Source organism: Paenarthrobacter sp. 2TAF44 (assembly GCF_052114885.1).
Classification (GTDB): Bacteria; Actinomycetota; Actinomycetes; order Actinomycetales; family Micrococcaceae; genus Arthrobacter.
The window spans coordinates 1-25,200 of sequence record NZ_JBFRFP010000035.1 but is presented as its reverse complement, the minus strand read 5'-3'; the positions used below and the strand labels follow the sequence as shown (position 1 = coordinate 25,200).

Annotated in this window: 11 protein-coding genes and 1 pseudogene; all 12 read left to right on the top strand. The window is 63.0% G+C overall.

What is annotated here, in order from left to right:
- The first annotated feature begins 416 nt into the window (after window positions 1-416).
- The 12 genes and pseudogenes from AB4Z15_RS22920 to AB4Z15_RS22865 all read left to right on the top strand — a co-directional run bounded on the left by AB4Z15_RS22920 (window position 417) and on the right by AB4Z15_RS22865 (window position 24,903).
- On the top strand, window positions 417-6,506 hold the full coding sequence (locus AB4Z15_RS22920) for an Ig-like domain-containing protein (RefSeq protein WP_442019077.1): 6,090 nt from the start codon (window positions 417-419) through the stop codon (window positions 6,504-6,506).
- A 54-nt stretch (window positions 6,507-6,560) separates the two neighbouring features.
- Entirely contained in the window at window positions 6,561-7,532 is a 972-nt protein-coding gene (locus AB4Z15_RS22915) for an AAA family ATPase (protein ID WP_442019076.1), read from the top strand.
- Window positions 7,533-7,536: 4 nt separating this feature from the next.
- The gene (locus AB4Z15_RS22910; RefSeq protein ID WP_442019075.1) at window positions 7,537-8,856 is read left to right on the top strand and encodes a DUF58 domain-containing protein; all 1,320 of its coding nucleotides are present in this window, start codon (window positions 7,537-7,539) and stop codon (window positions 8,854-8,856) included.
- On the top strand, window positions 8,853-11,342 hold the full coding sequence (locus tag AB4Z15_RS22905) for a transglutaminase family protein (protein WP_442019074.1): 2,490 nt from the start codon (window positions 8,853-8,855) through the stop codon (window positions 11,340-11,342). Before AB4Z15_RS22910 ends, AB4Z15_RS22905 begins: the two co-directional genes overlap by 4 nt.
- The gene (locus AB4Z15_RS22900; RefSeq protein WP_442019073.1) at window positions 11,335-12,720 is read left to right on the top strand and encodes an RDD family protein; all 1,386 of its coding nucleotides are present in this window, start codon (window positions 11,335-11,337) and stop codon (window positions 12,718-12,720) included. Before AB4Z15_RS22905 ends, AB4Z15_RS22900 begins: the two co-directional genes overlap by 8 nt.
- On the top strand, window positions 12,717-13,613 hold the full coding sequence (locus AB4Z15_RS22895) for a PP2C family protein-serine/threonine phosphatase (protein ID WP_442006338.1): 897 nt from the start codon (window positions 12,717-12,719) through the stop codon (window positions 13,611-13,613). Before AB4Z15_RS22900 ends, AB4Z15_RS22895 begins: the two co-directional genes overlap by 4 nt.
- Entirely contained in the window at window positions 13,600-15,375 is a 1,776-nt protein-coding gene (locus AB4Z15_RS22890) for a hypothetical protein (RefSeq protein WP_442019072.1), read from the top strand. The genes AB4Z15_RS22895 and AB4Z15_RS22890 overlap by 14 nt, the downstream gene beginning before the upstream one ends.
- Window positions 15,372-17,057 (top strand): protein kinase domain-containing protein, encoded by a 1,686-nt coding sequence (locus AB4Z15_RS22885; RefSeq protein WP_442019071.1) that lies wholly within the window; start codon window positions 15,372-15,374, stop codon window positions 17,055-17,057. Before AB4Z15_RS22890 ends, AB4Z15_RS22885 begins: the two co-directional genes overlap by 4 nt.
- A gap of 132 nt (window positions 17,058-17,189) precedes the next feature.
- Window positions 17,190-20,486: pseudogene (locus AB4Z15_RS22880) on the top strand (FtsK/SpoIIIE domain-containing protein); the annotation flags it as partial.
- Between the two features lie 68 nt (window positions 20,487-20,554).
- Window positions 20,555-22,840, top strand: a complete 2,286-nt coding sequence (ligA, locus tag AB4Z15_RS22875) for an NAD-dependent DNA ligase LigA (protein WP_442019070.1) — start codon at window positions 20,555-20,557, stop codon at window positions 22,838-22,840.
- Entirely contained in the window at window positions 22,837-23,661 is an 825-nt protein-coding gene (locus AB4Z15_RS22870) for an inositol monophosphatase family protein (protein WP_442019069.1), read from the top strand. The genes ligA and AB4Z15_RS22870 overlap by 4 nt, the downstream gene beginning before the upstream one ends.
- A gap of 33 nt (window positions 23,662-23,694) precedes the next feature.
- Window positions 23,695-24,903, top strand: a complete 1,209-nt coding sequence (locus AB4Z15_RS22865; RefSeq protein ID WP_442019068.1) for an AAA family ATPase — start codon at window positions 23,695-23,697, stop codon at window positions 24,901-24,903.
- Window positions 24,904-25,200: the final 297 nt, after the last annotated feature.

Below are 25,200 nucleotides of genomic sequence, written 5' to 3'. Positions count from 1 at the left end.
GCGTCGGCCGAAAACCCGTTGGACGTGAGAGAGGATCGGCCAGAAACCGGTTGGACGTGAGAGAGGATCGGCCAGAAACCGGTGGGATGTGAGAGAGGATCGGCCGAAAACCGGTTGGATGTGAGAGAGGATCGGGGTGCGGGTTTCGCAAATCGATGGAATACCTAGAATTCTGATGAGCGGGCGAGGGGAGTTCTCCCCATCGCCACCTGCTCGGGGGAGGCCATAGGCTGTCACAGCCAATGGAGAGTTCAATCTAGGGTTTCCTTGGCTACTCGTGCGGTGCGTGGGATAGTCTTAGGGACTGAAAATTCCGCCGCCGTATGGGGGTACTGCGGAATGCGTGGCTGCCGGCACATGCCGGTTGGCCTGGACGCCGCCTGGGGGCGGCTGTACAACAAGGGAATTTTGGGGCTGTGACATCTTTCTTCGGCAAGCTGGGGCTGAAAAAGCGTCGAAACAAGAAACTCGTATCTGCAACTGCTGTGACTGCGGCCGGCGCCTTGCTGGTAGCGGGCGCAGTCCTCTATCCGGGGTTCAAGACGGCCGAGGTCGATTTGAACGACGGCGGCGTGTGGGTTGTGAGCAAGACCAAGAACGCTGTGGGACGGCTGAATTATCCCTCTCGGGTTCTTGATGGAGCCGTGACACCGGCAACCACCACGTTCGATGTCCTGCAGCACGACGGCAACGTCTTTGTGGACGATGAGTCCGGCTCCACCATCAACCAGGTCTCGGCGGCGAACCTGAAGTTGGGTGGCGACAAGCAGCTGCCCTCATCCTCGCAAGTCAGCTACGGCTCCAGCGTCCTCTCAGTCACCGACCCCGCCCGCGGAAAAGTGTGGGCACTCTCGCCGTCCACCGTCAACGGCTTTGATGAAGAGTCCACGGAACCCGTCCTCACGGGCGCGCAGAACATGGTCTCCGCCGTCGGACCGGACAACCGCATTTACACGGCGGACCCCGGCAAGGGCGAAATCACCATCACCACCGTGGACGCCAACGGCGAACGGACTGCCTCGGAAGTAACCAAGGTGGACGAGCTCAAGGGCGCCGGTGATCTGCAGATTGCTGTTGTGGGCGACAAACCGGTAGTGCTGGATGCCGCATCCGGAAATCTCTTCCTCCCCGGTGGCCGCAAGCTCCAGCTACAGGACGCGCGGGAAGCCAAGCTCCAGCAGAGCAGCGAAGACAGCGGCTATGTGGCCATCGCTACGCGCAAAGCCCTCCTGAAGCAGCCTTTGGACGGGTCCACGGCGGCAACAGTCAACGTGGATGGAGAGGGAGTTCCCGCCGCGCCCGTCCAGGTCAGCAAATGTGTTCACGCAGCGTGGGCAGGGGCCAACAAATACGTCCGTGATTGCGATAACGACGCAGACGACAAGAAAAACGATGTCCCCAAGGCCAGCGCGTCGCCCAGCTACGTCTTCCGTGTGAACCGGGACCTCGTGGTCCTCAACGACATCAACTCCGGCAGCGTGTGGCTGGTCAACCAGAACATGCAGCTCGTGAACAATTGGGACGATGTTGTCCCGCCAAAGAACCAATCTGATGACCAGGACCAGGAGTCCGCGGACAACAACACCATCAACGTCCTCCCGGACCGTACCAAGCCGAACCGTCCGCCCGAGACCAAACCCGATGAGTTAGGCGTTCGTCCCGGCCGCACTTCCGTTCTGAGCGTCCTGGACAACGATTCAGATCCCGACGGCGATGTCCTCACCGCCTCGGTTGGCGCCAACGGCCCGAAGTCGGGTGCGCTGGAGAACATTTACGGTGGCTCAGCATTCCAGATCAAGGTCCCTCCCACCGCGAAGCCCGGCACGGAGGTCTTCGACTACAACGCAGCGGACGGCCGTGGCCTGTCGGCTGGTGGCAAGGTGACGCTGCACGTCGTCGCGCCGGAAGAGAACAAGCCCCCACTGTTCAAGCGTGCCGAGCCCACTACTATGCTCGTGGAGCAGGGCAAGTCCGTCAGCCAAAACATCCTGACCGACTGGATGGATCCCGACGGCGACGACCTCGTCCTGCTGGACGCCAAGGCTGACAATGACCAAGACCAGGTCAAGGTCCGCCGCGATGGGTTGCTCACGTACCAGGATTCCGGCGCAGCGCCCGGCAAAAAGAACGTCACCATCACCGTCTGGGACGGCCGCGCCACCACCACAGGCCGGGTGGTGGTGAACGTGCAACCGCCAGGAGCCCTCGCACCGGTGGTTAACGCGGACCACGTCACGGCAGTGGTGGGCCAGGACCTGGTCATCTCCCCGTTGAAGAATGACGTTGACCCCAACGGCGGCGCCTTGCGCGTGGCCCATGTTGAGGCCGCCGGCCCGGCAGAACTGGGTCCAGTGACCGACGGCGGAACCTTCACCTTCCGCAGCAACACCCCCGGCCCTGTGTATTTGAGCTACATCGCCAGCAACGGACCACAAAGCAGCCAAGGCTTGATCCGCGTGGACGTGGAGTCCGGCAAGGATGCCGGAGCCCCGGTTGCTGTCCACGACGTCGCCCTGCTGCCCGTGGGTGGAAGCGTGTTGGTTGATCCGCTCGCGAACGACTCCGATCCTTCCGGCGGAGTCCTCGTCCTCCAGTCGGTGACCGTGCCCGACGGGTCCTCGGCATCGGTCAGTGTGATCGACCACAGCGTCCTTCGCGTCACTGACGTCCTCGGCGCCAAGGAACCGTTCGTGTTCAGCTACACCATGTCCAACGGCCGCGCCTCGGCCACCGGAACGGTGGGCGTCGTCCCGGTGCCGGCCCCCGCCGTCGTCGAGGCTCCCCAGCCCAAACCCGACGAAGTGAACGTACGCGTCAACGACGTCGTCACCATTCCTGTCCTGGACAACGACACACATCCGCAGGGCGAAAAGCTTTCTGTTGATCCGGTGTTGGCCCAGCCCGTTGCCGAAGAAGACGGCAAGGCGTTCGTTTCCGAAGACACGCTCCGCTTCATCGCAGGTCCTGCCCCCAAGACTGTGCGCGCCATTTACAACGCCGTGGATCCGCAGGGTCAGAAGAGCGCCGCTGCAGTGACCATTCACATCCTCCCGTTGGAAGGCGCCCAGAATTCGCGTCCACAGCCCAAGAACCTGACGGCACGGGTAGTGGCTGGCGGCAGCGTCCGCATTCCGGTTCCGTTGGATGGCATAGACCCCGACGGCGACTCGGTCCAGCTCACCGGCATCGACAGCACACCCAGCATGGGAACCGCGACGGCGGGTAGCAACTTCATCGATTTCGTCGGGGCAGGCGACGGCGCAGGCACCGATACGTTCCGATACAAGGTGATTGACCGCCAAGGAGCGGTCAACACGGGAACTGTCACAGTCGGGGTTGCGCCGCGCGGTGAAGACAACCAGAAGCCGGCTCCGGTGGATGACGAAGTCAAGGTCCGTCCAGGCCGGCAGATTGCCGTGGATGCTACTGCTAACGACACCGATCCGGATGGTGACCTGATCCGGATCGTGGCCGATGGCATTGAAGCTGACGCCGGCTTGGACGCCCATGTGAGCAAGACCAGTGGCCGCATCCTTATTACAGCGCCTGCTGCAGAAGGCACGGTGAACGTCCGCTATTCCGTGGCCGACGACCGCGATGCCGTAGGCCAGGCCAGCATCAGGGTGATCGTCAAGAACGATATCCCTCTGCAGGCCCCGATTGCCCGCGACGACCGCGTGACGTCGGCGCAGACTCTCGGGAAGACTGCGGTAGACGTACCTGTCCTGAAGAACGACGAAGACCCCGATGGCGTGGGGGAGAATCTCAAGATCAGTACCGGGTTGGAGACGGCCCGGCCCGGATCTGAGGGCAACGTGATCGTTGACCTCACGGAGCAACCTCAACTGGTGCCCTACACCGTGGAGGACGTGGACGGACAGAAGTCCACGGCCATCATCTGGGTGCCGGGCATCGGACAGCAGGTTCCCACGTTGGCCAAGGACGAGGTGGTGGAGCTGGTATCGGGCCAGTCCGTCACCGTAAATTTGGCCGACTGGGTCAAGGTCCGTGATGGACGTTCACCCCGCCTCACCCAGGCGGACCGCATCAAGCTCATCGGGGCCGACGGCAGGGATCCTATTGCCAACGGTGGTACTGCAATCAAGTACACCGCAGGCGCAGAATACGTGGGCCCGGGATCCATCAGCTTTGAAGTCACGGATGGAACAGGTCCTGATGATCCCAACGGCTTGAAGTCCACGCTCAGCATCCGTACCAAGGTGCTTCCAGACCCCAATAAGAACAATCCGCCCACGCTGCTTGGCAGCCAGGTTGAGGTTCCCAAGGGGGACTCGGCGAGCCTGGACCTGGAGAAGCTGGCCTCGGATCCTGATGCCGACGACGTCCAGAACATGAGCTACGAGCTGGTGGGCGCTGCACCCGGTGGTTTCCGGGTGAACGTCGACGGCAAGACACTCAAGGTTTCCGCGGACGATTCCGTGCAGATTGGCCAGAGCGGCGCAGTCCAGGTGAAAGCCAAGGACCGCCGCGGGCTGGAAGCACTAGCTACGTACAAGCTCTCCCTGTCCGCATCCAACAGGCCTAAACCCGTGGCCAATGATGACGTGGAACCCGATGCCCAATCGGGCAAACCGGTCACGGTCAATGCGTTGGCGAACGATTCGAACCCGTTCCCGGATACGCCGCTGAAGATCGTATCGGCCGTCACGGAGACTGGCCAGGGGACGGCGAATTCCAGTGGTGGAAACGTGACGGTGACGCCCGCAACTGGCTTCACCGGAACAATGGTTGTGGCATACACAGTGCAGGACAAGACGGGGGAGCTCTCGCGGTACGCCACAGCACGCATCCGGCTCACGGTGAAGGACAAGCCGGCGGCCCCGACCACTCCGCTTGCACAGAGCGTCGGCGACCAAACAGCCTTGCTGACCTGGAATGCCCCTGCCGACCGTGGTTCGCCCATCACCAAATACACGGTGTACGGCGAAGGCGGCTTCAAACAGGAATGCCCTGCCAACACCTGCACGCTCACGGGCCTGACCAACAACGTGAAGTACCACTTCGCAGTGACCGCTACCAACGCCATCAACGAGTCCGATCGCTCGCCGCTGTCTGCCGAGGTTCGACCCGACGTCAAACCGGACACCCCCGTGGCGCCGACGCTCAAGTTCGGCGACAAGCAGTTGTCCGTAGCCTGGGTCCCGCCAGCCAGCAAGGGCTCGCCCATCAAGTCCTACGATCTTGAGATCTCCCCTGCTCCTGTGGGCCAGAATGCCCAGATCCAGAACCTCACCGGTGCAAGCTACGTCTGGAAAGGCCTGACGAACGGCGTTGCCTACCAGGTTCGCGTCCTGGCCAGGAACGACGCCAAAGAACCTTCGGAGTGGAGTCCCTACTCGGCCGCCGAAACTCCGGCAGGGGTACCGGCAACACCGGCTGCTCCCTCAGTGTCCGGCGCAGGATCAGTTGGCAGCCAGAGCCAGTTGAAGGTCAGCTGGGTAGCTCCCAACAACAATGGCGACCCCGTGTCTGCCTACACGCTGACCACCTACCGGGGTGGCGCCGTCGTGGGTTCCCAATCTGTAGCTGCGACATCGCAGAATGTCACCGTGGCAAACGCTGAGGCTGATTACACCTTTACTGTTTCGGCTACCAACAAGGCCGGTGTCAGTGGAGTCAGCCAGCAGTCGGCTGCTATTCGTGCTGCTGGCAAGCCCGGCACGGTAGGAAGCGGTTCGGTCGCTGCAACTGGAAGCAGTGGACAGCTCCGGGTGACGTTTACGCCGCTGACCGCCGCGGAACGCAACGGTTCGCAGGACAACGAGATCACCTACCGCTGGCAGACCGCCTACGGTTCGGGTCCGATTGGCCGGGGCGGCGGAGACATCGGTGGTCAGCCGAACGGCACCAACGTGGTGGTCAACATCATCGCCACTTCAGTGAAGAACGGCATGTCCGGCGATGCCAAGGCCATTGGCACGGGGAACCCCTACGGGCCTCCGAACGCGCCGAACGTCAACGGTGGAAAATCGGCAAAGGGTGACGGCCAGGTGCACTGGACGTGGAACAACCCATCCATGAACGGCCGTCCCTTGGATCACTACGAAGTCAGCCTGGATGGTGGCGGTTGGAACGGCGTGGGGAAGGCCACGAGCTTTGATGCCTCCGGTGGCGGTTGGAACAACACCCGCAACCTGAAGGTCAGGGCTGTGACTGTCGTGGCCGGACCGGCTGGCAGCGCCAATTCCACCAGCGGCGACGACCCCACCCCACCGCCGCCAGCGTCACAGATCCAGGTGGACGCCAGCAGTGTCCGCACCTGCCCAGGCAAACCCGGTCTGCCGGACTCCTACACTCCGGGCAGCCCTGCCGGTTGCGGCGTCGGCTGGGTGGAGCGCTCCTGGGGCAAGATCACCATCAATTGCACCAAGGACATTTACGGCAACGGCACCCCCTGGTACCGGCTCCAAGGCAGTGCCAAGGACGGCTGGTTCGTCAAGTCCACCACGGTGGATCTCTACGGACCCCGGCCCGACGGTTGCTGAATTGCCCACAACACGTCATCCCAACCCGTCATACCCAGAAAAGGATTCAACCCCATGACCATGACAAACGAGCAGGCCGCGTGGTTTGCAGAAACGTTCGACAAGCTCGTTGCCAACGTGGGCCAGGCCGTTCTGGGCAAGGACCACGTGATCCGGCTGACCTTCACGGCGATGCTGGCTGAAGGCCACGTCCTGTTTGAAGATGCACCGGGTACCGGCAAGACCTCGCTTGCCCGTGCCTTGGCTGCGACTGTGCAGGGTTCCCACAACCGCATCCAGTTCACCCCGGACCTCCTGCCTTCGGACGTCACGGGTGTGACCATCTATGACCAGAAGACCCAGAAATTCGAGTTCCACAAGGGCCCCGTCTTCAACAACATCGTCCTGGCCGATGAGATCAACCGCGCCTCGCCGAAAACCCAATCGGCGTTGCTGGAGGTCATGGAGGAATCACGCGTCACTGTGGATGGCACCACGTACGAGGCAGGCCGTCCGTTCATGGTCCTGGCTACTCAGAACCCGATTGAACAGGCCGGTACGTACCGCCTGCCCGAGGCACAGTTGGACCGCTTCCTGATCAAAACATCCATAGGCTACCCGGACCACGCCTCCACCGTCAGGCTCCTGGGTGGGGCGAATTTGAAGGACCGTTCCAAGGACCTCACTCCCATCATCACCACCCAGGCCGTGGCTGACATGGCGGACCTCGCCGCCACCACCCACGTGGACACTGCAGTGCTGGAGTACATCTCGCGGCTCTGTGAAGAGACCCGCAACGCTTCCGAGACCCGCCTTGGCGTCTCCGTCCGTGGTGCTTTGGCCATGGTGCGCGCCGCGAAGGTTTGGGCCGCCGGACAGGGACGCAACTTTGTGCTGCCGGACGACATCAAGGAACTTGCCCCCGTGGTCTGGACACACCGCCTGGTCATGGATCCCGAGGCCGAATTCTCGGGCGCGACGCCGGAGGTCGTGCTCACTCGTGTCCTGGCCGAGGTGGCGGCCCCGCAGCAACGCGCGAGCGCATAGGGCTGTGCGAACGCTTAACAAAGTAGCCGGTGCTTGGCAGCGCAAACCCGGCATCCAGAAGCCTGGCAAACTCCATCCCTCGGCCGTATGGGCTGAGGCAGTGGGAACAGCGGGTGAGGTTGTAGCACCGGCATGGTCCAGGGTGCGGGAGCTGTGGCTTCGCTTCGCTTGGCCTGTCCTCTCCGTGGTGAGTGTGCTCGGCTGGGTGGTCCTAGCTGCGGCTATTGGGCTGTGGATCGCCGGCCAGGCATGGGGTTGGCAAGAGGCGAAGTCTGCCGCGATGGTTGCTTTCCTGCTGTTTGTGCTGGCCGTGGGCTTCATCGTTGGCCGCTCGGCTTACGGCGTGGTCCTGGACCTGGCCCGCACTCGTGTGGCAGTGGGGGACGATGCAGTTGGCAGCATCGCAGTGTCCAACGTTTCGGCCAGGCCGCTGTTGCCCGCCGCGTTGGAGTTGCCGGTGGGTGCCGCGACCGCTGTCTTCCACTTGCCCCGCATGAAGCCGGCCCAGGTACATGAGGACCTTTTCACCATTCCGACGGCACGGCGTGCTGTGATTGTTGTCGGTCCCGTACGATCCGTGCGCGCTGATCCGCTCCATCTACTGCGGCGGCGCGTGCTCTGGACTGAGCCAGTGGACCTTTTCGTCCACCCGCGCACCGTACCGTTGGGAGGCTCGGCTGCCGGCTTCATACGCGACCTCGAAGGCATGCCCACCACGGAACTTTCCAGCGCCGATGTGTCCTTTCACGCATTGCGTGACTACGTTCCCGGGGACGATCGCCGTCACATTCACTGGAAGACAACGGCCCGCACCAACAAACTGATGGTGCGGCAGTTCGAGGAAACGCGCCGCGCGCACCTGGCTATTTCGCTCTCCATCAACACCGACGAGTACGATTCCGAACCCGAATTCGAAATGGCCATTTCCGTTGCCGCGTCGATCGGCCGGCAAGCCATCCGGGAGCAGCGTGAGCTGGACGTCCTGACCCAAAAGGGACCGCTGCGCTGCGAAACCGGCCGCAACCTGCTGGACGACATGACCAGGATTGTGGGGGCGCCCCTTCGGAAGACCGCCGTCGACCTCGCCCGGAACCTCTCGGATACAGTTCCCAACGCATCGGTGGTGTTCTTCGTGGTCGGGAGCCACGTCACGGCAACGCAGCTCCGCACCGCTGCCGCGTCGGTTCCGCCGGGCGTTCGGAGCCTGGCCGTCCGCGTCCAACCTGGAGCGGCGCCGTCGAGGGCCAACATTGCAGACCTGACGGTCCTTACCGTTGGCGACCTCGATGACCTGGCAATCGTGCTGAGAAAGGCGGCAGCATGAGCACCGCACCAAATCTTCGCGCGCGCCGCAGGGACACGAACAGTGGCGCCAGACGTGCCAGCGCAGGCTCGGTATTCGCCGACGGCCGGCCCCTGTGGCATTTTGCAGTGGACTGCGGTGCCCTGGTGGTCCTGCTGTTCCTGGGCGTGCTTGGCTTCAGCCTGAGCTTCGGTGGCGACCCGCGTTACATCATCGCCGGCCTGGGCGGGATTTTTCTGGGGCTCGGTATCGCGATCCTGAACGCGAATCTCCGTTTGGGACTGCTGATCACCTCCGCACTGGGTTTCGGTGCGTACATGCTGTTCGGTTCGGCGTTGGCTGTGCCGGACTCAGCCGTCCTCGGGGTCCTGCCGAGCCTCGACTCGCTGCGGACCTTGCTCCTGGGCATCGTCTTTGCGTGGAAGGACATGCTCACGGTCGGCGTGCCGGTGGGAACAGGCAATGGCATGCTCATTGTGCCGTTCCTCAGTTCAATGATCACCGCGCTGGCCGCGGGTTTGTTGACCTGGCGCCTGAAGAGTCCGTACTGGCCGCTGTTGCCGGTGCTGGTCCTTTTCGTCACCGGCATCGCCTTCAGTACCAGCGCGGGCTTCCTTAATGTGGAGCGCGGCATTTCGCTGACTATTGTTTCGATCCTCTGGGCGACGTTCCGCCGTGACGCACTTCGGCAGAGCAGCACCAAGACCGTTTCGGCCAACAGGGCTGAGTCCGACGCCGGTGCTGCCCGCCGCGGGAAGCTTCGCCGCCTGGGGACTGCTGCTGTCGTGGTGGTCGCCGCCGTCGGAATCACGGCAGTTGCTTCGCCTTTGGTGACTGCGAGCGACGACCGGAAGGTACTGCGCAACACGATCGTTCCGCCGTTCGACCCCCGCGACTACATCACGCCGCTTGCCAGCTTTCGGAATTTCGTGAAGGACGAGAAAGACCAGACGCTGTTTACTGTGAAGGGTCTACCCAAGGACGCACGCGTGCGACTGGCGGCGCTGGATGCCTTTAACGGCCTGAACTACACCATGGATCCCAACAGTTCCGGCAACTTCAGCAAGGTGGGAGATGCCCGTTCACTGAACACGCTGGCCGATACTGGAAGCCCTGTAGCCGGAACCAATTACACGCTGGAAATCAGCGTCGAGGATTACCAGGGCTACTTCGTCCCGGGCGGCCGCCACACCACAGGTATGAGCTTCCTGCAGAGCTCCGGGGCGGCGTCGGGCCTGTACTTCAACGCCGGCACCGATACGGCAGTGACCACCAAGGGCCTGGCAAAGGGCGACAACTACACAGTCCAGGTTTCTGATCCGGGAACTCTTGAACATGGCCAGCTGACGCAGTACGACTTCGCCAAGCTCACGTTGCCCGAAGCCCAGGAAGTACCGCCGATCGTCGCCTCGCAGGCCAACGAGCTCTCGGCTGACGCTCCCACGGCAATTGACCGGGTGCGGCAGATCGAAGCCCATTTCCAGAAGAGCGGGGCGTTCAGCAACGGACTGGTGGCTGACGGCCAGTTGCCTAGCTTGCCTGGTCACAGTGCGGCACGTGTTCGCAGCCTGCTCTCCGCCAAGCAAATGCTGGGCGATGACGAACAGTACGCCGTGGCGATGTCACTCATGCTGCGCCACCTGGGCATCCCTTCGCGCGTTGTCATGGGGTTCTACCCGGATCCCAAGAGCCCGGAAAACGGTGCGGGAGACGTCAAGATCCTGGGCAAGGACGTGCACGCCTGGGTGGAAGTGGCCTTCGACCGCGTCGGTTGGGTATCGTTCGATCCTACTCCGCCCAAGGACAACATCCCGATCCCGCCGGACCCCGAAAACAAGTCCAAGCCGAAGCCGCAGGTGCTCCAGCCGCCGCCCCCGCCGCAGGAGCCCGCGGACCTCCCACCGGATTCCACCCCGGATGCCCTGGATGCTGATGAGAAGAAAAACAACCCGTGGCTGTTCTGGGGGCCGCTGCTTGCCGCTATCGGCGTGGCAATGATTCCGCTGGGGATTCTCGCCGTGCCGCTGTTGCTGATCCTCCTGCTGAAATCACGACGCCGGAAGGCACGTTTTCGTGATGGCCACCCCGCCCAGCGGGTCGGCGGTGGGTGGAACGAGGTGTTGAGCCTTGCCACTGACATGGGCGCCTCGATCGACACCAAGTCCACGCGGCGGGAATCGGCTACTGTCATCGCCGATGCCTTCCCTGTTGCAGGGACGACCACCACGATGTTGGCGCACAGGGCTGACGCCGCGGTTTTCGGGGCGGGGCAACCCAGCGAGGAAGAGGTCAAGGAGTACTGGGAGATCGTGGATTCCTCGCTTGAGGACATCACCGGAAGCGTTGGTTTCTGGAAACGGCAGCAGGCCCGGTTCTCGCCGAGGTCGTTGCTTTCCGATGGCAGGGCCGCGCTGCGCCGGCGGGAACAGACACCCCCGGCCCCCACGAAGGGTGGCATGTTCACCGCGGGCAACCTGTTCAAGAAGAAGGGCAGCATTGATGAGTAGTGAAGCTGAGCTGTGCCCGGCCTGCAAACACCCGGTCCGCCCCGGCGCAGCTTTTTGTACTCATTGCGGATCGCCGCTGACCAATCGTGGAGCCCGGAAGGAACGCAACGTCAACCGTGCCCAGGCTGCCGCCCTTGATTTCGCAACCCGGCAAGGCCTGCCCGATCCCGGTAGTATCTCGGTAGTGCCGGCGTCAACAGCACCGATGCAGCCGGGACGTGAACCAGCTGCAAACGTACATCCGGGGCCAGGGGGAGGGACCACAATGACTGCACAGCTCAAGCTGGTACCGGCATCCGCAGGAAAACGCCTGGGTGCGGCAGTGCTGGACTGGTTGGGACCTGTTGCCGTCCTGGCAACCACGTTCGCACTTGGCATCGCGGGCATCACCCAAAGCCGGCGGAACGGCTTTATCGTCTACGACACCTCCTTGCTGGTCCTCTTGGGGAGCATCGGCCTCGGTGTCACAGTTCTGTACGTGTTTGTGCTGCTCGGAATCGAAGCCCGGTCCGGAAACACCATCGGTAATCAACTGATGGGCATCCGCAGCTCCGATGCCGACGGCTACGCACCGGGTGGCGGCGTGGTTTTTGTCCGTGGCCTACTCACAGGCGGACTCCTTCTGCTCGGGATAATCCTGGGTGCTGTGCTGTTGGGCCTTGGCTTGCTTGGGTTGGTCCTGTGGATCGCCCTCCCGCTCATGGTCCTTGGTGTGGTTTGGGCCGTCCTGGTGGTTGTTTCCAATGCCTGGGACAGGAACGGCAAGCTACGTGGCTGGCATGACAAGGCAGCGAAGTCCTTGGTGTTCGACGTCCACGCGGGCCGCAACCCTGTCGCCACTGGAGGAATCCAGGGGCCCTACAGCTTCGCGCCCGTGGAGCTACCGCCCGTGCAGCCAGTGGTGTCACCCATGCCATCAATGTCCAGGGCAGCCGCAATGGCAAACCCGGTTCCAGCCCCACCACCAAAGCCAGCTCCCGTTGCCCATGCCCATCCGGACGACGACGTCGAGCGGACGCAGATGCGCCCCGGAACTGCCCGGGCGGAGGCCGTGCTCCGCATCCGAGTAGACGACGGCCGGGATGTCGAGTTGGGTGGTACCGTCCTTGTTGGCCGCAATCCCGCACCCCAGCCTGGGGAAGCTGCGGAGCAGTTGTTGGCCGTCTCGGATCCTGGAAGGTCCATCTCCAAGACCCACTTGCACCTCCGGGTTGATCGAGATGGAGTGTGGGTCACAGACCGCAACTCAACCAATGGCAGCGCTGTCACTACCCCCGATGGCCTCCAGACCCGACTTCAGCCCGGGGAAGCAATTTTCGTCAGACCCGGTTCCACCGTTCACTTCGGGGACCGTTCCTTCCACCTAGGACAAGCATGAACTCACAGCCGGCCAGCCCCGCCGACGCCAACGCCGCTGGATCCGCCTTCCAACTCAGCTACGGATACGGCACGGACCGCGGACTGCGTCGCGAGCTGAACGAGGACTCCTTCATAGCTTCGGATCCCGTCTTCGCGGTGGCCGATGGCATGGGAGGCCATGAGGCAGGCGAGATCGCCAGTGGCGTGTGTGTGCGGACCTTGGGCAGTTCCCCTGTCCTCGCGGCAGGGGTCCGTTCGGCTTCGGCAGCGGATTTGCAGGAGTGCCTGTTGAAGGCCGACGCCAGCATCCGCGAAGCCACGGGAGGGCGTGCGGGCACCACGCTCTCCGGCGTCGTGGTGGTGGAACAAATGGGCGTGCCCTATTGGCTCGTAATGAACATCGGGGATTCCCGGACGTATCGCCTCAGCCAAGGGCATTTCGCCCAGATCAGCGTTGACCATTCAGAAGTCCAGGAGCTGGTGGACTCCGGTGACATCACAGCCGAGCAGGCTGCCGTTCACCCCCGCAGGCATGTGGTCACACGCGCCTTGGGCACTGGCGACGAAACCGAGGCGGACTTCTGGTTGCTGCCCATCCAGGAGGGGGACCGTATCATGGTCTGCTCCGATGGGTTGAACGGCGAACTGGGGGATGACCATCTCTTCCGCATCCTCAGCACCGTGGCCCATCCGCAGGACGCAGTGGATGCTTTGATCCAGGCTGCCCTGCGCAGTGGCGGACGGGACAACGTCACGGTGATTGTGGTTGACGCCAAGAACGTCCTTAACGACGCCGGCATCGCCACCACCGCGCCGCGCCCGGAGACCGAATCCGAGGTGGAGGAGGACACTCTCCCCAGGGCCTGGGTCACCGGAACGGATCAGGAGGAGGGCGTAGATGGAAAGCAATAACAACCCATCCCACGCCCGATACCAGCGGGGTGACTGGTTCGGCGTCGTCCGTCAGGGCACTGTGGTGCTGCTCGGCCCCGACACCTCGCCTGCCCTGATCGATTCCGTATGGGAACTTCTCGCGTCGGCGCCCGAAGCCCATGAGGTCCTCCACGAAGTGACCGAGGCTTTCGGAGTTTCCCTTAGTCGCATCCCGCCCTTTGGCATCATCGACTCCAAAGACGGCCTGCGCGTGTTCCTTCGCGGCGACCTCGAACTCGTTGTGAAAATGTCCGCGGGGGAAGAGGGGCTCTCTGGACGCGACGTGACTACCTGGACGGAGCGTCGGCTTACCGCGGCTGATTCGTACAGCCTGCGGATAGGCTCAAACCCTGGTAAAACCTCGACGCCGGATGGCAGCTTGCCGCTGGGGGAGGGCGTCGTTCTGCTTGCCTCCCTCGACGTGGTGCTCCAACCCGCCACTGTGAAGGTTTCGGCGCCGGCGGCGGTTTCCGATGAGACCATGATTGGCTACGCCGATGCGGACCTGGGTCTTACCATTGCGCCCGGACATTCCGAAGGCCATGTGCAGCCCGAACAGCCCGAAAGTCATGTTGAGCCGGAGAGTCCCGAACAGCCCGAAAGCGCTGAAGAATCCTCGGGCGTTCCCGTCCACACCAGCACCACCGATCCCATGGTTCCTTCCGTGGAGACCACCACCAACTATGACCACCTGTGGGACAAGACGGTGATGCGCAACATCGAAGACGCAGCTGTCCGCCTGGACGACGAATCTGACGATGACGATGCTCCTGCGCCCCATACCCCTGCGCCCGAAACTCCGGCATCAGAAGTTCGGGCGCCAGAAGTTCGGGCACCAGAAACTCCAGCACAAGAATCTTCGGCGTTAGAAAGACCCAGGGCAGCTTCGGCATCAAGTCCTGGGCATGTGCCTGCACTGATCGAGTCCGTTCCCTGGCTGCGCAGCCCTGGCGAAGTGCCCGCAGCTGACGAACGGGGCGAATCGATTGCTCCGCCACCAACCCCTCCCGCTTCAGGGAATCGCAACCCTGCGCCGCAGATTCCGGCGGGATGGGAGTCGGCACCGGCGGGTTTGGCGTCGATGCCCGCGCTTCGGCCCAACACGCCAACGAACAGCACGCCAACGAACAGCGCGCCAGTGGGCAACCCGCCTTTGGACGGTGTCTCCGCAGAGGGCGATGCTGATCATGACGGGCAGACGATCATGAAGAGCAGCATCGTCAGCCAGGACGCACAAGGTGCTGTGCCCGGGGTTGCACCGAAGGATGCCGCGGCTGGCAATGGTCCCAGCGTTTTAGCACGGGTGTGCTCCCAAGGTCATGCCAACCCGCCTACGTACTCCCAATGCGCCACGTGTGGTTCCGCCCTATCCGGTGATTCTCTCCAGGTCCCGCGTCCCCGCTTGGGCAGGATGCGGTTATCCACTGGTGAACTGATCGACTTGGATCAGTCACTCATCATTGGGAGGCAGCCGTCAGTATCCCGCGTCCAAGGCGGCACGATGCCCAAGTTGTTGCAGGTGGAGAGCCCCGGCGGGGACATTTCCCGCTCACATGTCGAGGTTCGCTTGGAGGGTTGGCACGTCATGCTGTGCGACCTCAAAGCGACGAACGGAACCGTGCTCATTAGAGAAGGCCAAGCACCCCGCCGACTCGCCCAAAACGAGATGGCCATCCTTTTGGACGGCGACATCGCTGAACTGGGTGACGACATTTCATTGCGTTTCGAGGAGATTCTTTGAGTTCCAAGAGGCCCCCCGCGCCGCCTCCGCCCATCCCCGGTTTCAAGTACGTCAGCCTGCTGGGCTCCGGTGGCTTCTCTGACGTGTACCTGTACGAGCAGGACAGGCCGCGCCGTAAAGTAGCCGTCAAGGTGCTGCTGTCCGACTTGAAGACCGAGGGCGCGCGCCGCCGATTCGAGTCCGAAGCGAACCTCATGGCGCAGTTGTCCTCGCACCCGTACATCGTGACGATTTTCGAAGCGGAAATCACGGAGAGCGGCCATTCCTACCTGGCCATGGAGTACTGCTCCCGGCCCAGCCTCGATGTCCGCTACCGCCGTCAGCGCTTCAGCGTGGATGAGGTCCTTGCCGTCGGCATCCAGGTAGCATCCGCCGTCGAGACCGCCCACAGGGCCGGCATCGTGCATCGGGACATCAAGCCCGCCAACATCCTGGTCACCGACTACAACCGTCCGGCCCTCACCGACTTCGGCATTTCCGGGACCATTGGGGCCGATACCGAGGACGACGCCGGAATGTCCATCCCGTGGTCACCGCCGGAGCAATTCCGCGGCGGGGCCGTCGATGGCGTTCCGGTGGACATTTGGGCGCTTGGTGCCACGCTGTACACGCTCCTTGCGGGTCGTTCACCGTTTGTTCTTCCTGGCCAGGACAACTCGCAGCGGGAACTGATCTCCCGCATCACCAATTCGCCCCTGCCAAGGCTCGGCCGTGCCGACGTTCCGGAGTCCCTGGAACTCGTCCTGTCCACGTCAATGGCGAAGTCTCCGGAATCCCGCTATTCGTCGGCCCACGCTTTTGCCTTGGCGTTGCAGCGGATCCAGACTGAGCTGAACCTGTCCGTGACGCCCTTCGAGGTGCTTGAAGAACCGGGTCACGGGGACGAGCAACACCCTGACGACAACTTCGAGGAAACACGCGTCCGCAGCATCGCCTCGATCGATCCGGACGCGTCTGGAACTGCTACCACTGGCTCGGCTCCCACGTTCCCGGCACGGACCTTCCCGTCCACGGTTCCAGGAAACAACCCCCAGGCACCCCAACCCACACAGGCGCAGCCTGTATTGGCCCCACAGCATGCCCCATCCCAGCTCCAGGCGCCAGGGCCTGCCCTTTCCGATCCCGACTCCGCCGAGTCCACCGTCCTGCGCGGCTGGCAGCCCTCCGGCCGGCAAGAGGACATCGGCGCTACGGTTAGCCGTTCCCGCAGCATCGAGAGCCACGACGTCGAAGCAGTCCCACCTGCCGACCACAGCAAACGCAACGTATGGCTTGCGGTGACGGGTGCTGCTGTGCTGGTGGTCGCGATCGTCGTGGGCGTGGTTCTGGGTGCGCAGGCGCAGCCCAAAGTGCTCCCGAGCGAGGCCGCGAGCAAGCAGCCTGTCGATCCCTTGGGCGACGGCAGTGTTCCGGACGTGGAGGGGCTTCACGCGGAGCGCACGGCTCATGACCGGAACATCATCGTTTTCAGATGGAAGAATCCGGAGCCCAAAGCCGGAGATAGCTTCAAGTGGAGGACCAAATCGGCCAAGGGCGATGGGCCCTACGAATCGACCAACTTACCCAGTGCCTTTCTGTCCGGCCTGGAGGATCCGCCGATCTGCATACAGGCCATCATCGTTCGCGCAGATGGGTCGGCATCGCCCGAGGGCTCGGATTCCATCGCCTGTCTGGAGGAGTAACAGGCACATGAAGCTCATTTACGGCCACCGGAGGAGGCACAGATCATGGGGGATCTAGCAATAGATTTCTGTGGCGAATGGTACGAACCATCCGACGAAGACGTCTTTGACATCGGCCGCGAAGGCGACCTGGAAGTCGACGAATGCCTGCAGCAGGTCCGCGTCATTGATGGCGTGCCGATTGTGTCGCAGCTGCGCACTTCTGGTTCATTCGGCGTAGCAGGGGATCGCAGCGTGGTGGACGACGTCGCCCGGGGCATGGTGCTTCAGCTGGTGGGCCTCCACTCGCCCGCGGAGGTGGTGTTAACTGCAATGACCTCGGCCCGCTCGCGTGAGCGTTGGGACTGGTTGCAGTGGCTCCCGCACGTTGGTTCCGGCCACAGCCCTCTGTCCGGCGACCATCTGGCCGCAGGCCCCGCTGCTGGCGCCTCGTTGTTGTCGCGCCTGGAGGACCTGGTGGAGCAGCGCGAGGCACAGGCCGCAGAACCCGGTCCGCAGCCGCGTCCCGCGCTCAAGGACGAGCACGAAGAGATTCACGGCCCTGTGATCCCTGCCGTCCTGGTAGTTGTTGAGGACGATGCACCAGTGGATCGGGGACGTTTGACGCGACTGGTGGAACGTGGCCCTGACTTCGGCGTGCACGTTATGTGGGTGGCAGCGAATGTGCAGTCCCTGCCTGCTGCTTGTCGGGACTTCCTCTCCGTCGACGGCGATCACGGCACCACCACCGGCCAGGTCCGTCTTGGCCGCCACACCTACCCGGTGAGTTGCGAAAGCCTCGACGCCGGTCTCGCCACTCAGTTGGCGCGCATGATGTCGCCGCTGGTGGACGTTGGAAATCCGCTCGAGGACGATTCGGACCTCCCGCGTGCCGTTTCCTACGCCACCTTGATCGGCAAGGAACTGATGGACAACCCACAGGCCGTGGCCGAACGCTGGCAGGAGAACAACTCGGTCCATGCCACGGCAGTGCCCAACCGCAAGGACAACGGTAGCCTCCGTGCCTTGGTGGGTTCCAAGGGCGTTGAACCCTTCTATCTGGACCTTAAGAACGAAGGACCGCACGCGTTGGTGGGCGGAACCACTGGCGCAGGTAAGTCAGAGTTCCTTCAGTCATGGGTGATGGGAATGGCAGCTGCCTACAGCCCGGACCGCGTCAGCTTCCTGTTCGTGGACTACAAGGGCGGGGCTGCCTTTGCGGACTGCCTGCACCTGCCCCACACCGTGGGGCTCGTCACCGACTTGTCTCCGCACCTCGTACGCAGGGCCCTGACCTCGTTGAGGGCCGAACTTCACTATCGTGAACGCCTCCTGAACCGTAAAAAGGCCAAGGACCTGCTGGCGCTGCAGCGTGAAGCAGACCCTGAGGCGCCGCCCTACCTCATCATCATCGTGGACGAATTCGCGGCGCTGGCAACTGAGGTTCCTGAGTTCGTTGACGGCGTGGTGGACGTTGCTGCCCGTGGACGTTCCCTGGGGTTGCACCTGATCCTCGCCACGCAGCGCCCTGCGGGCGTCATTAAGGACAACCTGCGGGCAAACACGAACCTCCGCGTTGCGTTGCGCATGGCAGATGAAGTGGATGCGGTGGACATTCTTGGCGTCCCCACGGCCGCCTACTTCGATCCCTCCATTCCGGGCCGTGGCGCAGCCAAGACCGGGCCAGGCCGTATCCAAGGGTTCCAAACTGGATACGCCGGTGGCTGGACCACAGAGAAGCCGCAGCGCCCCCGGATCGACATCGTGGAGATGGCCTTCGGATCCGGTCCCTCCTGGGAGCCACCGCCTGCCACAGCTGTGGAGGAAGAACCCGCAGGCCCCAACGATATCGCCAGAATGACCGGCAACATCATCCGGGCGGCGGACTTCCTTGCGATCGAACCACCACGGAAGCCGTGGCTGAACGAACTAGCCATGACCTACGATTTCTCCAAGCTGCCAAACCCCCGCACGGACGAGCGACTCCTGCTGGGCGTGGCCGACGACCCCGCACACCAGGACCAGCCCACCGTGTTCTACGAACCGGACAAGGACGGCAACATGGCCGTCTACGGTACGGGTGGTTCGGGCAAGTCAGCGGCGTTGCGCGGAATCGCCATCGCAGCCGCCGTCACGCCGCGTGGTGGTCCCGTCCACGTGTATGGCATCGACTGTGGTTCCTCAGGTTTGAAGATGCTGGACGGACTTCCGCACGTGGGGGAGGTCATCAACGGCGACGACGTCGAGCGGGTTGGTCGCCTGCTGCGCTGGCTCAAGGAGGTGGCCGATGACCGCGCGACGCGGTTCGCCGAGGTCAGGGCTTCCACGATTGTTGAATACCGGCAACTCGCAAACCGTCCGGACGAAAAGCGTATCTTCATCCTGGTGGACGGCATGTCCGCCTTCCGTGAAGGTTATGAGTACAGCAACCTGTCCGCACTGTGGGACATCTTCCTCCAGCTGGCAACCGATGGACGTCCCCTGGGTATCCATTTGGTAGTGAGCGGTGACCGAACCAACTCTGTTCCGGCGTCGCTCCTTGCCTCGATCCAAAAGCGTTTGGTCCTGCGTCTGAGCTCCGAAGACGACTACATGACGCTTGATGTGCCAAAGGACGTCCTCAACGCAGCCTCGCCGCCAGGCCGCGGTTTGCTCGATGGCCTGGAAGTCCAACTGGCAGTGCTGGGTGGCAACTCGAACCTGGCGCTGCAGGCGCGCGAAGTGTCCAAACTCAGCCAGGCCATGGTGCGCCAGGGCCTGGAGCAGGCACCACAAATCCAGCGGCTTCCGGAACTTGTGGACTTGGATATCCTGCCCACCGGTGCACCGGACAATCCTGTTATTGGTGTGGACGACGAGACCTTGGGTTCGGCCACCATCGCTGCCAAGGGTTCGCTCCTGCTGGCCGGGCCGCCAGGAGCCGGACGCACAGTTGCCTTGGTCACGTTGGCGTACGCGCTGCGGCGGTCCAACCCGCGGACAGACCTTATCTACATCGGCTCCCGCCGCTCTGCCGTTGCCTCGCTGAACATCTGGAGCAGGTCCCTGGTGGGGCCGGACGAGGTCTCGGACGTAGTGGATGACCTCATCGACAAAGCCGCGGACAACCCGGGCAGCATGGCCATCTTCATCGAGGGCCTGACCGAGTTCACGGACACGTTGGCGGAATCGGGCGTGGGACGGTTGGTCACGGCTGCCATCAAGGCCGATCAATGGGTGGTGGGTGAGTCCGAAACGTCTACCTGGTCCCAGGCGTGGTCCTTGGCCCAGCCCTTCAAGTCGGGCAGGCGTGGACTGTTGCTCAACCCTGGAGATGTGGAAGGGGATACCCTCCTGAACACCTCGCTGGGCCGGATCAGCAAGGACTTCATTCCTGGCCGCGGGTACATCGTGGGACGTGGAAAGGTACGCAAGCTGCAAATTGCCATGCCGCCGGAGAACCGCAGCTAGGAGTCGGCCGGCATGTGCTCACATCCGCACGGGTCAATAATGTCTGTGGGTTGCGGCAAGATAGACCTGTGAGCACACCAGAGAATCCAGATCCGGTCGATACCACAACCCAGGTTGCCGCTGCGGCCTTGGTCGCAGAAGAGGGAACACCTCCTTCGGAGAGCCTGCGGGATGAGTATGAGCAGCTTGCGGACCTCGTGCGTAAGTACCGGTATGCCTATTACCAAGAGGACGCGCCCACGGTTTCCGACGCCGAGTTCGACGAACTCTACCGTCGCCTGGAAGAAATCGAAGCGCTGCACCCGGAACTCGTCTCCAACGACTCACCCACGCAGGAAGTCGGCGGCGAAGTCTCTGCCGCCTTCACCGCCGTCGCGCATCTACAGCGGATGTACAGCCTGGACGACGTCTTTTCCCTCGAGGAACTCGAAGCCTGGGTACGCAAGGCTGAAGCTTCAGTGGCCAGACTCGGGGACAGCGTCCCGCCCATTGCCTGGCTGACTGAACTGAAAATCGATGGACTCGCCGTCAACCTGCTATACAGGGACGGAAAATTGGTGCGCGCGGCTACCCGCGGCGATGGCACAACCGGTGAAGATATCACCCACAACGTCCTCACCATCAAGGAGATCCCGCGTCAACTCAGTGGCTCGGGTTATCCCTCGGAAGTTGAGATCCGTGGGGAAGTGTTCATTCCCTCCAAGGCCTTCGTTGAATTCAACGAAGCCTTGGTTGCCGCAGGCAAAGCCCCGCTCGCCAATCCACGCAACGCGGCCGCGGGCTCGCTCCGCCAGAAGGACCCTGCTGAAACAGCGAAGCGTCCACTGAGCATGTTCGTGCACGGCATCGGTGCCCGGGAAGGCCTGGATGCCAAGAGCCAATCCGAAACCTACAAGCTGCTGGCCGACTGGGGGCTGCCTGTCAGCCCTTACTTCAAGGTCCTGGATTCCTTTGAGGGCGTCCTGGAATTCATCGCGCATTACGGCGAGCACCGGCACGACCTCCTTCATGAGATCGACGGCATCGTGGTCAAAATCGACGACTTCGCCACACAGCGTGCCCTCGGCTACACCTCCCGCGTTCCCAGATGGGCCGCCGCTTACAAGTACCCGCCGGAGGAAGTCCACACCAAACTTTTGGACATCCTCGTCAACGTCGGCCGCACGGGGCGGGTCACGCCGTTCGGCCTGATGGAGCCGGTGAAGGTTGCGGGTTCCACCGTGGGGATGGCCACTCTGCACAACCAGGATGTGGTCAAGGCCAAGGGCGTCATGATCGGGGACATTGTGATTCTCCGCAAGGCCGGGGATGTCATTCCCGAGATCGTTGGGCCTGTACTGGCGCTGCGCGATCAACAGGATCCGCCTGTGCGGGAATTCGTGATGCCCACCGAGTGCCCATCTTGCGGTACCCCGCTGGCACCGGCGAAAGAAAGCGACGTGGACATCCGTTGCCCCAACGCCAAGTCCTGCCCGTCACAGCTGCGTGAACGTGTTTTCCATCTGGCTGGCCGCGGTGCGTTTGATATCGAGGCCTTGGGCTGGGAAGCGGCAATCGCCTTGACCCAGCCGGCAGAGCCGGAGACTCCTCCATTGACCAGCGAAGCGGGACTGTTCTCTTTGACACGCGAGGATCTGGCGAATGTCATGATCCGCCGGGAGAAGAGGTCCAAGGGCGTTGGCACGGGCCAGTATGAGCTTGTTCCGTACTTCTACTCAAGGGGGACGGCCAAGTCGCCATCGAAGCCAACGGCAACCACGGAAAAACTCTTTGCCGAGCTGGAGAAAGCGAAGAAGCAGCCCCTGTGGCGTGTCCTCGTGGCATTGTCCATTCGCCATGTGGGACCCACCGCCTCCCGGGCCCTCGCAACGGCCTTTGGCAGCATGGACGCGATCCGCAACGCGACCGAAGAGCAGCTTGCACATGTGGACGGCGTTGGACCTACGATCGCGGCGGCCCTGAAGGAATGGTTCGCCGTGGACTGGCACAACGAGATCGTGGACAGCTGGGCAGCTGCCGGTGTGCGGATGGAAGACGAACGCGATACCAGCATGCCGCGAACCCTTGAGGGCCTCACTATCGTGGTCACGGGGACGCTTCCCAACTTCAGCCGGGACGAGGCCAAGGAAGCCATCATCATCCGTGGCGGGAAGGCCTCCGGATCGGTGTCCAAGAACACCAGCTACCTGGTGACGGGTGAAAGTGCTGGCACCAAGCTGGATAAGGCCGAGCAGCTCGGTGTTCCGATATTGGATGAGGACGGCTTCCGCGAGCTGTTGGCGAATGGCCCGGCAAAGGCCGACGCCGACGTTGAAGCCGACGCCGCCGAGACAGTGAAAGTAGAAGCCGAATGACCGGCGCTGTTCAGCTGCTGGACATCGCGAAACGCGCTGCTGCGGCGGGAGCTGCCGTCCTGTCCCGGAGATCTGCCGCGGGCACAGGCGGGGTGGAGTTGGGAATATCCAACAAAGGCGATGCCGGGGACTGGGTGACCGAGTTCGACATCGCAGCCGAGAACGCAGTCCGCGAGGCTATCCTGGCGGCGCGGCCCAACGACGCCATCACGGGCGAGGAGCACGGTACAACGCGGCCCGAGCAAGCCTCGGGTTACCGCTGGTCCATTGATCCCCTTGATGGCACCACCAACTTCATCCGCAACATCGTCTATTACGCCACGTCAGTGGCCGTGGCAGATGCCGACGGCGTCTGGCTGGCGGGAGTAGTTCACGCGCCGGCCCTGGGCCGCGTCTATTCGGCGGCCCGGGGCGAGGGCGCCTGGTTGGAAGTTGCGGGGGAGACTACCCAGCTGGCTGGGCCCGTTCCCGGACGCACCGGCCTCATCCTTGCCACAGGATTCAGTTACGATCCCGCTACCCGCGCCAATCAAGCGGAAGGCCTCGCCGAACTGATGAACGGCTTCGCGGATGTTCGGAGGCTGGGTTCCGCGGCCTTGGATCTGTGCCTGGTGGCAGATGGCACGTATGACGCCTTTGGGGAGCGCGGATTGAACGAGCATGATTTCTCTGCAGGCGCCCTGATCGCTGAAGAAGCGGGCTGTTGGGTGCGCAGGCCACGGCTTGAGAGCCCACTCGACGGCGGTCCAACCATCGAGGATCGCTTGGCCGCGTGGACGTGCGCAGGGGCCCTGGAACTGTCCGGCAAATTTCCCCTGTGACCCTCTTGTACCCGTGAACAGCATCCCGTCCCCGTGATCAAGACCCTTGCGATCGCCAACTACCGCTCCATCCGCGATCTCGCGGTTGAGCTGCATGGCCTGGACGTGGTCACCGGGGCCAACGGCAGTGGCAAATCATCCCTCTACCGAGCGCTGCGTCTGTTGGCCGAATGTGCCGGGGGCGACTCCGGAAATGTAGTGGGATCTTTGGCCAGGGATGGCGGGCTGGCCTCCACACTCTGGGCTGGCCCCGAGTCGATCAGCGAGGCGATGCGCCGTGGTGAAGTTCCGGTCCAAGGCACGGTCCGCAGGGATTCCGTCAACCTGAAGCTGGGCTATTCCGGGGACGACTTCGGCTACCTCGTGGACCTGGGGATGCCCGTGTCCGGTGGGGCCGGATTCGACCAGGAAACAGGCAGATCCCGCCCTTCGGCTTTTAGCTTGGATCCCGAGATCAAGCGCGAGCAGATCTTTTCCGGGCCAGTAGCAAGGCCAGGTTCCCTGATGGTGGATCGCAAAGGAAGCCTGGCGAAGCTCCGGGGACCCGATGGGGACTGGTCTGAACTTTCGCGGCGGCTGGACACCTTCCAAAGCATGTTGACCGAAGTATCGGACCAGGACCGGGCTCCAGAAGTACTGCGGGTCCGGGACTCCGTGCGTTCCTGGCGGTTCTACGATCACTTCCGGACAGATGCCGAAGCCCCCGCCCGGCAGGCGCAACTCGGCACACGCACCCCCGTGCTGCACCACAGCGGAAAGGACCTGGCTGCAGCGCTGCAGACCCTGCGTGAAGTGGGATTTGAGCGGCAGCTGGATGCCGCCGTCGATCACGCCTTTCCGGGGAGCCGCCTCGGCATTGCCGTGAGCGACGGTCGTTTCAGTGTGGAGTTGCGGCAGCCTGGCATGCTGCGGCCCATGAAGGCAGCCGAACTCTCGGATGGAACTTTGCGGTTCCTGCTGTTGACCGCCGCATTGCTCACTCCGCGCCCACCGGAATTGATGGTCCTCAACGAACCGGAGACGAGCCTCCACGTCGATCTGATGCCGGCACTGGCTGGACTCATCGTCCAAGCCAGTACCAACAGCCAGATGATCGTGGTGACCCACTCCGAAGCGCTGCTCAGGGCGCTCCGGGAAAGTGGAGCGGCCCACGAGCACGAGCTCTATAAGGACTTGGGCGAGACCAGGATCAAGGGACTCGGTTCCTTGGAAGGCCCGTTGTGGAGTTGGCCGAAGCGCTGACAGCTACCGCCGGGTTTTACCGTAAGGTCATCAGAACGCCGAGCCGATGGAGGTGAGCTTCTGCGCCGCAGAGCCTGCAAAGCGGTTCGCAGGCCGTGCAAGTCCGTAGTGCCCGCGCAGCGTCGACGCCGTGTATTCGGTGCGGAAGACCTGACTTGGCTCATTTCCTTAGTGCGTGACTTTTGGACCGTGGATCGCGTCGAGGATGGCTTGCTCTTCGGTGGAAATGTCGGGAGCGAATCTCTGTTTGGTGCCGTTGATGGCGATGGTCGCTGAGCGCAGGGGCCGGAGTTGTTT